At 59.3% G+C, this 7,767-nt stretch carries 8 protein-coding genes; 4 read left to right on the forward strand and 4 right to left on the reverse strand.

Annotated elements, in window-relative coordinates; translation table 11 throughout:
• On the reverse strand, positions 1–447 hold a 447-nt coding region (locus R6U20_RS13845; RefSeq protein WP_410338427.1), incomplete at its 3' end, for a fasciclin domain-containing protein.
• A 299-nt stretch (positions 448–746) separates the two neighbouring features.
• On the reverse strand, positions 747–1,091 hold the full coding sequence (fdxA, locus tag R6U20_RS13850) for a ferredoxin FdxA (RefSeq protein WP_410338428.1): 345 nt from the start codon (positions 1,089–1,091) through the stop codon (positions 747–749).
• A gap of 151 nt (positions 1,092–1,242) precedes the next feature.
• On the opposite strand from fdxA, the gene R6U20_RS13855 reads away from it, so the two are divergent.
• Both R6U20_RS13855 and R6U20_RS13860 read left to right on the forward strand, forming a co-directional pair.
• On the forward strand, positions 1,243–1,641 hold the full coding sequence (locus tag R6U20_RS13855) for a methylglyoxal synthase (RefSeq protein WP_410338429.1): 399 nt from the start codon (positions 1,243–1,245) through the stop codon (positions 1,639–1,641).
• A gap of 106 nt (positions 1,642–1,747) precedes the next feature.
• A complete protein-coding gene (locus R6U20_RS13860) occupies positions 1,748–2,935 on the forward strand; it encodes a murein transglycosylase A (RefSeq protein WP_410338430.1) in 1,188 nt (395 codons plus the stop codon).
• Positions 2,936–3,024: 89 nt separating this feature from the next.
• Here the strand turns inward: R6U20_RS13860 and ruvB are convergent, their stop codons facing one another.
• Both ruvB and R6U20_RS13870 read right to left on the reverse strand, forming a co-directional pair.
• Positions 3,025–4,077: a Holliday junction branch migration DNA helicase RuvB gene (gene ruvB, locus R6U20_RS13865; protein WP_410338431.1), complete on the reverse strand. Its 1,053-nt coding sequence runs from the start codon at positions 4,075–4,077 to the stop codon at positions 3,025–3,027.
• On the reverse strand, positions 4,070–4,477 hold the full coding sequence (locus tag R6U20_RS13870) for a hypothetical protein (RefSeq protein ID WP_410338432.1): 408 nt from the start codon (positions 4,475–4,477) through the stop codon (positions 4,070–4,072). Before R6U20_RS13870 ends, ruvB begins: the two co-directional genes overlap by 8 nt.
• A gap of 69 nt (positions 4,478–4,546) precedes the next feature.
• Between R6U20_RS13870 and rpoN the strand changes: the two genes are divergently transcribed.
• On the forward strand, positions 4,547–6,043 hold the full coding sequence (gene rpoN, locus R6U20_RS13875) for an RNA polymerase factor sigma-54 (RefSeq protein ID WP_410338433.1): 1,497 nt from the start codon (positions 4,547–4,549) through the stop codon (positions 6,041–6,043).
• A 274-nt stretch (positions 6,044–6,317) separates the two neighbouring features.
• Positions 6,318–7,232: a DUF4097 family beta strand repeat-containing protein gene (locus R6U20_RS13880; protein WP_410338434.1), complete on the forward strand. Its 915-nt coding sequence runs from the start codon at positions 6,318–6,320 to the stop codon at positions 7,230–7,232.
• Positions 7,233–7,767 lie beyond the last annotated feature (535 nt).

Genomic DNA, 7,767 nt, shown 5'->3' on the forward strand with positions numbered 1-7,767 from the left:
GTCGGCTTCGAGGTCGGCAGTTGTGATATTATTACCATTAATCAGGAAGTCACCGTTCTCATCCGTAGTGATGCGGATTTCTCCTGGGATTTCCTCATCGTTGCCGCTAAAGGCAGTTTGCACTGTGCCTTCGCTCAGATCCCCAGCAGTTACAATTTCGGGGAGCACATGGTAGCTTACTACCTGAGAAAGCAAGGCGGGGTTGTCAGAGTTCTCTATCGCATCCCGATTGATATCCGCAAATGCATCGTTACTAGGCGCAAAAATTGTAATTCTTGCATCTGGATCTTCGGCTAAGTCGAATTCTCCCGAAGCCTCTTCCAGCAAGATGCTCAGATCATCCCGATCTCCCAGAATATCCGAGAGCAGCGTAGGATCGTCGCCGTTATCGTCGTCGTCATCATCCATCCCGCCGCCATTGTCGTCGCAAGCGGTGAGGGAGAACATGAGGGCCAGGGCAAGCACGAACGTCAGGGCTCGCGACCCCTTCATAAGTCGATTCATCATGGTGTAGGTCAGGTTGTAAGGAAAAAAGGAGATACGGAGGATAGAATCGCATGTACGTTTCGATGATGAACATACTGCTTTCACAGAACGGATACCACCACATCTCCCTTTTGTTAACTACTTTTTACAAAGCGCTTCCGCATTAAGGCCCCCTTAACGACTTCCCCAACGCCAAACAGGCAGACACGAGAACCCCGCGTCTGCCTGCTTCTGTTCAGTCGCAATGGAGTCGCCCCCAGTCACACATCCCACGTCAGGATGTCTTCTTCGGACTTCTCTTTCGTCTCCCACGCCTCGGCGTCTTCGGGCGGGTCTTTCTTCTCGGTGATGTTGTAGCCCATCTCGCGCCACTGATTGGCCAGGTACTCGTTCCATTGAATGTAGTGCGCATACTCCTCGGGCAGCTCATCATCCGGATAGATCGCCTCGGTGGGGCACACCGGCACACAGGCGTTGCAGTCGATGCATTCTTCCGGCTGAATCGCTAAGAAGTTGGGACCCTCGTAGAAGCAGTCGACAGGGCACACCTCCACGCAGTCTGTGTACTTACAGTTGATGCAGGGTTCGGTAACAACGTACGGCATGAAACGCAAAATAAGGGGCATCCAGTGGTTGATTCGGATGCGTCTTAGTCCGTATCTTCTGTGCAGTTCCAACCTTTCCCGCCCCGTTGCGGCTCCATTACACGGCGTGCCCACAGCGGCTTTTTGCTCCCCGCACTCTTAGCATCCCCCTATGCCTGCTACCTTAGCCCTTATCGCTCACGACGGCAAGAAAGCCGACCTCATCTCGTTTGCGCATCATCATGCCGACCGCCTGCGTCAGTTCGAGCTTGTAGCCACTGGCACCACCGGCGGCCTGCTACACAACGAACTCGACCTATCCGTCACGCGCAAAGAATCGGGCCCGCTCGGCGGTGATGTGCAGATTGCCGCGGGCGTGATCGAGAACACCGTCGATGCCGTCATCTTCTTCATCGATCCGCAGGGCAAACACCCGCACGAACCCGACATCCAGACGCTCATGCGCGCCTGCGTTGTTAAGAATGTCCCGCTCGCCACCAACGAAGCCACCGCCCGCATGCTGCTCACCGATGAGCACATCGCACCCAATCCCGAAGCCCCTGCCGCCTAAAGTCCCTGCTCCCTACTCCTTCTCCGCTCTCATCGACTCCGCCATCTGCCGTATGTTTTTGTTTTGGGGGATACGCCGTGTTGCTGCCCTATCCGCATGGAGCGTCTTGACCCTTTTGGGGCTCGTACTTACGTCCGGATGCTCGGACCGGCCCGCCGCCAACGAATCCAGCGAAGCCCCCACACTCACCGCCACGTCGGTGCCGTGGCATGCCCTGCCCGGACGCGCCTCCGCCAACTTTGCGCCGCCCGCGCAAGCATTTCAGCGCTCCTGCTCCACCTGGGACGACGCCGACCCCGCCCAGCCCATGCACCCCGAACGCGCCTGGTTCGGCACCATGGGCGACTGGCAGCACGCCTGCCGCCGCCTCGCGGAGCGGCCCGACTCGGTGTCGCGGGCTCACCGCTTCCGCCAGCTCTTTCAGCCCGTGCGGCTGTCTACTTCCGATACCACAGCGCTGCTCACCGGCTACTACGAGCCTATTCTGCAGGGCGCACCAGCCCCCTCATCCCGCTATAACGTACCGCTGCGCCGCGTGCCCGACGACCTGCTGCGCATTGACCTGGGCGAATTCCGCGATCGCTTTGAGGATGAAACGCTCATCGGACGCCAGGACGGCAACCGCGTGGTGCCGTACTACGACCGCGAAGCTATTCGCAACGGTGCACTCGACGACCAAAACCTCGCGTTCCTCTGGGTCGACAGCCGCATCGACAAGTTTTTTCTGCAGATCCAGGGCTCCGGACGCATTCAACTTCCGGACGGCACCATGACGCGCGTTGGCTATGCCGGGCAAAACGGGCGGCCCTACCGGGCGATTGGGCGCGATCTCGTTGAGATGGGCGAAGTGCCCCGCTCCGAGATGTCCATGCAGCGCATCCGCCAGTGGATGGCCGACCACCCCGACCGCGCCAACGACCTGATGAATCGCAACGCCTCGTACATCTTCTTCCAGGAGCGCACCGACCTCGATCCCGAGGCGGGCCCCATCGGCTCACAGGGCGTACCGCTCACCGCCGAACATTCGCTTGCCGTAGATCCCAAGGTCATTCCGATGGGCATGCCTGTCTGGATCAGTGGCACTGCCCCCACCGCTACCGACGACAGCAGCACGGTGCTCTTTCAGCGGCTCATGGTAGCGCAAGACACCGGCGGCGCCATTCGCGGTCCGCTCCGGGGCGATGTGTTCTGGGGCCACGGCGAGAATGCCGAAACGCGTGCCGGACGCATGCAGCATCCCGCTACCTGGTATGTGCTCGTGCCCCGCGCTGCGCTGCGAGATATTCCGGAGTAGAGATGTGGCGCACAAAAGGATCCCTGCCCGTAAGGACACGGCGCGCCGTGTCTCTACTACTACGAACAGAATAGATCTGCGACACAGCCCTACTCCCCCTCAAACAGATCGCCCGATTCAGACGGACGGGTGCGGTCGAAGTGCTTGTACGCCCGCTTCAGCGCCACCCGTCCCCGGGGTGTACGCTCCATGAACGCCTCCTGGATGAGATACGGCTCGTACACCTCCTCAATCGTGCCCGACTCCTCACCCACCGACACCGCCAGGTTCTTGAGTCCCGTGGGCCCGCCCTCGAAGTTGTCGATCAGCGTCAGCAGGATGCGCGTGTCCATATCATCGAGCCCGGCCTCGTCCACGTCGAGCGCATTCAGGGCATGGTCGGCAATTGTTTTGGTGATTTCGCCGTCGCCCTCCACCTCTGCAAAATCGCGGGTGCGGCGCAACAGGCGGTTGGATACGCGGGGCGTGCCTCGGCTACGACGGGCAATCTCAAATGCGCCGTCATCGGTGATCGGCACATCCAGAATGCGCGCCGAGCGCTGTGTGATGGATTGCAGCAGATCAGCCGTGTAGTAGTCGTACCGGAAGTCAATACCAAACCGCGCCCGCAGCGGCGAGGTCAGCAGCCCTTTGCGCGTGGTCGCGCCCACGAGCGTAAACGGCGGCAGCGAGATCTGCACCGTGCGCGCATTCGGTCCCGAGTCGATCACAATGTCGATGCGATAATCCTCCATCGCCGAGTACAGATACTCCTCAACAACCGAGCTCAAGCGGTGAATCTCATCGATGAAGAGCACGTCGCCCTCCTCCAGATTGGTGAGCACCCCCGCCACATCCGCTGGTTTTTCGAGCACCGGCCCGCTGGTCGTGCGGATGCGCGCGCCCATCTCATTAGCCACGATATGCGCAAGCGTGGTTTTGCCAAGCCCCGGCGGCCCCGATAGCAGCACATGGTCGAGCGTCTCGCCGCGTTGCAGCGCCGCCGTCATAAACACGCGCAGGTTCTTCTTGATCTTCTCCTGCCCAATGAAATCCTCCATCCGCTGCGGGCGCAGCATCGACTCGATGTCGGATTCGGAGGCGTCGTTCGTGTCGGGACGTAAGGCGGGCGAGCGCGATTCGGATGTGGGCGATTCAGACATGGGCCAAACGATACATGAGCAGCACAGCAACGAGCACAAGACAACCAGTGCGCCTTATGCGATGTGCTTCAAGCCATTGGCCCGGCGCATAGTTTCTGAAGATGTTTTTGGAGGAGGCGAAGGCTATGCCTCCCACCCGAAAAAAAACACAAGCAGCTCCAGAAATTGAACGCCCTGTTTCAGGCTCTTGACCTGTACCCACCGCTTTTTCTGTCGTACAACGCAATATCGCAGGCATGCAGGTCACCATCGCACACCGCCGTTGCCCCATGCGCCATTGCTCCCAGCTACCTGTCGTTTTTACTGCCCCAAAGCTGTGATAGAGCTGGAAAAGCAGCACGCACTTTACATCCCGCATTGATGTTGGCACTGGCATTCCGTATGCTTTCAAACCAATCACAGGAACGATTCTTGCGTGTGCCGCAAGGCAAAAAGCGGCACACCGTCCGTTGGTTAGCCGCTTCTTGCTATGCTTGAACTTCATCAGAAACAGGAGCTTCAGCAAAAGCTCTCGCCGCAGCAGATTCAGTACATCAAACTACTGCAACTGAATACGCTCGACCTGGAGCAGCGCATCAAAGACGAGATGGCAGAGAATCCGCTGCTTGAAGAGGGCGTCGAGGATGCCGAGCTCGAAAGCCGCGAAGAGGCCGAGACCGAGCAGGAGATGGAAAACGATCTGGAGACCGACGACCCCGACGAGGAGGAGTTCGACCTCGACGAGCTGCTCAATAATCCCGATGATCTCTACGGCTACAAGGCCAACCCCAATCGCGGCGAGGAAGACGACGAGTACCGCCGCCAGATGCGCGCCTCGACCTCGCTCGCCGAAGATCTGAACGAGCAGCTGGGCCTGCTGAATCTCGACGAGACTGAACAGCTTATTGCCGATCAGATCGTGGGCTCCATCGACGAGGACGGCTATCTGCGCCGCGAAGTGGAGTCGATCATCGACGACATCCTGTTCAACCAGAACGTGGAGGTCAGCGAAGAGGATGTCGAGGCGGTCTTAAAACAAGTGCAGTCGCTCGACCCGGCAGGCATTGCTGCGCGCGACCTGCAAGAGTGCCTGCTCATCCAGTTGCGCCGCATGCCCGACGACATTGAGGGCCGCGACATTGCCATCGAGATGCTGGAGGACCACTACAAGGCCTTCACCATGAAGCACTTCGGCAAGCTCAAAAAGCGACTGGAGATCGACGACCGCACGCTCAAGACCGCATTCGATCTCATCCAACAACGCCTCGATCCCAAGCCCGGCGAAGGCACGTTTTCGGAAGAGACCAACTACATCACGCCCGACTTTACCGTCCGGTACGTAGACAACGACTTCGTCATTACGCTAAACGGCCAAAACGCGCCCGACCTGCGCATCTCGCGCCACTACCGCCGCATGCTCGAAAAGATGCGGGCCGAGCAGAAGAAAGACGACGAGTCGTCTTCGGTCGACAAAGAGACGAAGTCGTTCCTCAAAAACAAGTTTGAGTCAGCGCGCTGGTTCATCAACTCCATCAACCAGCGGCGGCACACTATGACGCTCGTGATGGATGCGATTGTGCAGCTGCAAGAGGATTTCTTTCGTTATGGCGAAGGGCACCTCAAACCCATGATTTTGCAGGATGTGGCGGACATCATCGATATGGATATTTCGACGGTGAGCCGCGTGGTGAATGGCAAGTACGTGCAAACCGAGTTCGGCGTCTACGAACTGAAGTACTTCTTCTCGGAGGGGCTGGAGACGGTCGACGGCGAGGAGGTCTCGAACAAGGAGGTGAAGGCGATCCTTCAGCAGATTGTGGACGATGAGGACAAGACCGACCCGATGTCGGATCAGGCGCTGGCTGATAAACTCGAAGAGCGCGGCTTCAAGATCGCCCGGCGCACCGTGTCAAAGTATCGCAAGCAACTGGGCATTCCGGTGGCGCGCCTGCGCAAGGAGATCGTGCTGGAAGAGGAGGAGGCGTAGTGCGCTGTCAACCCTCATTTTGATGGTTGCCCTGCAATCAGCCCCCACGAAGCCTGTCATGGTGAGCGCAGTCGAACCATCTCCTTGGTGTGTAGCAGGAACTTTTCGGGACGGCACGACACGCGTATCCATCTTGGTTTAACCCACAGAATGACCTGTGACAGAGCACTACTGGTGGATTTGTGACAACATTGCGTGTTTTGCATTTTGGGATGTGCTGTGCATCCCCTATATTGACGACCGTTCGCATGTCCGATGGCTTGCCCCCGCTGCTATGTCTGCTCCTCCCGTTGTGCAATCGCATACCGTTTCCACGGCGCGTCCCTGTCAGCTTTTCGTGCACCTTCCCAATGTGCAACTGGCCGTGCATCCCCACGATGCGGACACGGTAGAGGTGGCCATCCGCATGGCCACCTCCGAAGAGGAGGCCCAGGAAGTGCTTGCACGTCGTCCCATTGCAGTGCGTACCGTGGAGCAGACCATCCGCATTCAGCCGAACACCCGGCAACAGCCCGACCGCGAAGCATGGTGGCGTGCCCAGCGCCGTTCGGACCCAACGGTTACGGTTGAGGTGCACGTGCCCGCCCAAACCAATGCCGATGTGCATGTTCCGGGCGGTACGATTGATATGGCGCGCCTCGACGGACAGATTACGGTAGAGGCCACAGGGGGAACGGTGGATCTGCATGACATGGCGGGGCGGTTGGATGTGCAGGCTTTTCATGGGGACGTGGTGGTGGAGCATTTTTCGGGGCCGCTCCTTTCGGTGCGTGGAACCGGACGCACGGTTGATTTGAGAGCCATTGAGGCACGCGAGACGCATCTGCACGTTGCGTCTTGCACCACGCATCTGCAAGATATACAGGGCGATCTGTCGATTGAAATGCATGGAGGTGCAACAACAGGCACCAACCTTCGCGGTCCGCTTTCGGTGGAGGCGCACGGCGGATCGCTATCGATGCACACGCCCCCGCGTCCGGTCACACTGCATGCAGCCGGCACCGATGTGGCTCTTCACCTGGCCCACGGCTGTCGGTTGGATGCGTCGGCGTATGCGGTACGGTGGAACGACACGCCGCCGCCCCTCGCTACGTGCACCGATCGCCGTGTGAGAGGCGCCCTTCAAGGTGGAGGCGCGGTTGTGCAGGCGGCTGTTGTGGGAAGCCCGTTGGCGCTCGCCCTGCCGTAGCATGATGCTTTTGGCCTCGCCCGAGCTACGGTTTATACAGATCGTGGTTGGACAGATGCCATCCCTCATAGAACGGTCTCCCACAACACCGGTACGGCACGCGCGCTACGAACATCTCTTCCCCCTGGCAGAAGCAGGCGGCTCACGGGCCGGGGCCCCCACATGAAGTGCTACTTCAGACCCACCCCTCAGTCGCTGCGCGACAGTTCCCCTCTCCAGGGGAGCGATTGGGGACGGCGCGCCTCTGCTGGTCTCCCCCTTGCCTGAAGGGGGATTGAGGGGGATGCAAAGTGATACGGGCCGTTTACTGGAGTAGGAGTTACGCACTTGACCCGAGGGGCGTCATTTCCTGCCTATGGACGGGGCGGCGCCGACGCCACATCCTCTCTGGCTCTCCTTCAGGGAAGGAGAGAACGTATAGTATCACGCTGCCACGACACCGCAGGCCTCCCCCTTGCCTGAAGGGGGATTGAGGGGGATGCAAAGTGATACGGGCCGTTTACTGGAGTAGGAGTTACGCACTTGACCCGAGGGG

Source organism: Longimonas sp. (assembly GCF_046498435.1).
Lineage (GTDB): Bacteria > Bacteroidota > Rhodothermia > Rhodothermales > Salinibacteraceae > Longimonas.